Origin of the sequence: Paracidovorax wautersii (assembly GCF_900113035.1) — a bacterium.
In the GTDB taxonomy this organism is placed as follows: domain Bacteria; phylum Pseudomonadota; class Gammaproteobacteria; order Burkholderiales; family Burkholderiaceae_C; genus Paracidovorax; species Paracidovorax wautersii.
Map to the genome: position 1 here is coordinate 1 of NZ_FONX01000050.1, position 1,944 is coordinate 1,944.

The following is a 1,944-nucleotide window of genomic DNA, read 5'->3' on the forward strand; positions in this document are numbered from 1 at the left end:
TTTCGAGCAACTCGGCTTGCAGGGTGTTGATCCGGTTCTGCACCTCGCGCACTTCGTTGCTGCGAATGCGCTGGTGATCCGGCTCGAACTCGAACGCACCGAGGAAGTCGTTGAGCAGGAAGCGGTGCTCGTCGTAGACGAAGTAGCTGCGCCGCGTCGAGCCATCATCCTGCGGAATTTCCAAGTACACCCGCTGCCCGATCTTCGACGGGTGCGGGCGCAGGATGATCGTGTGCGGTGCGTCGTCAACCCAGCGGATCGACTGGATCAGCAAGACGGTGCCCTCGTCGATGCCTTCCTCGACGATGGTGCGCTGTGCGCGCCAATACTGGCCCGCTTGCAAGGATTGGAAGCGGACGATCCGCTCAACTGAAGATTCTGCCGTGGCAATCCGCATAACAACCCACTTTTACGAATACCCGAGAATTCCACCAACGCGCGCCATAGTGGCTACTTTGGCGTATATACGGTGATCAGCCCCTGCTCCTTGCTACGCGCACGCGCACTTTCCAGTCCGTTGACCAGTTCCCCGGATGGATCGACCGTGGCGACCGTGGCGTTCTTGCCGTGGCGTGCCACCAGTTGGATGAGATCAGCGTGCCCCTTCACATCGAACTCGTCGTTACCCGTGAGCACCACTTGCTCGACCCGGGAATGACGGACATAGGCGTACACGCCGGCATTGCTCGCCTGCGTCACTTCCTGCAGCCGGCGGCTGGAGGCAGCCTCCACCACCAGGTACTCTGGACACCACTGGACACTGGTGGTTTGCCCATCGACCTCATCCAAGCGAGCAGCCTTGTCAGCGAAGGCGAACGTCGTGAAATCGACGATATACGGGCCGACCTCGATCCAGGCGTGGAACATCCCCTGGTCCTCCGCACCAGAGACATCGGGGTCTTTTCCAAACAGCTCAAGGGCGTGCACTAAAGAATCTGCATCGCCTGGCCCGACACGCCACACCGCACTGCCGGCGACGGCCACGGCCGGATGGCCCATCCTTCGCAACACTTCGGCACCAGCGAGCGCATACGCCACGCAGTCCGCGCCGTGGCCATGCGTCATGGCCCCCACCACTTCCCTCATCGCATGCGCGATGGATGCCACATCAGCGATTAAGCCCTGCATGGCCTCTTTCCGGCGCTTCGCCTGCCCCATCCTCAATCCCTTCTTCGTTCAATGCATGACTATGGCGCGGACAGAGCCCGCCCCTTGCCTCAATTGTCTCAATCCCGAACGTAGCCCCGCTTGCCCGTCGAGGAGCGCCCATTGGACTTGCGCTTCGCATGTCCAGCGCTGGAGTTACTCGAACGGCGACGGCGGTAGGTCTTCGTTCCCCTGAAGGCCTTGGTCTGCGGCCTCTTGCGCTTCGTTGCTTCACGCACCGGCAGGACCAATGGCCACGGCGCGCTGGCAGGGACAAGCCCCAGGACCTGCGCCTTGAGTGTGGCAGGAGTGAGCACGTCAAAGCGGTTGTTCACCGCTTCGGCAGCAGCTGCATAACCACTCATGATGGCCTCTGGCTGCGCCAAGAGCCAGGTGAGATCCGCGATGGCCTCGAAGTTGGTGACGTCGAGCCTCAAATCGCGAGCCAGCTCGAACTCGCTCCGGAAATCACCCACCAGGGATGCTTCGATTTCTGCATACGGAAGCCGTGCCTCTGCACCATTGCACCAGTCCACCACTGCACCGAGCGGCGCACCGCCCAAAGCCAGGGTCATCACCTCCACCCATTCTTCGCTTCCGCAATCGAAGGCAAACAGGTCGAGGGAGTTGAGCCGGTTTACTACCGAAACGTACTCTCGCTGTAGCGTCTCCGCAAGCACCAGTAGGTTGTCTCCCGCCTTGAGGGCTTGCAACAGCCTTTTGTCATCCGACTTCGTCCACAGATGGAGGGTGCGGGGATACAGCTCACAGACGGAAGCGGACATATCGGGCTCCTTA

At 61.0% G+C, this 1,944-nt stretch carries 2 protein-coding genes and 1 pseudogene; all 3 read right to left on the reverse strand.

Annotation, left to right across the window (positions count from 1 at the left end; translation table 11 throughout):
* Positions 1 to 397 (reverse strand): annotated as a pseudogene (locus tag BM070_RS23885) (hypothetical protein); the annotation flags it as partial.
* Positions 398 to 450: 53 nt separating this feature from the next.
* Complete coding sequence (locus BM070_RS23890) at positions 451 to 1,128, reverse strand: DUF2026 family protein (RefSeq protein WP_175518608.1); 678 nt, start codon at positions 1,126 to 1,128, stop codon at positions 451 to 453.
* A gap of 98 nt (positions 1,129 to 1,226) precedes the next feature.
* Positions 1,227 to 1,944, reverse strand: a 718-nt coding sequence (locus tag BM070_RS23895; protein WP_217648975.1) for a hypothetical protein, incomplete at its 5' end; no start/stop codon positions are given.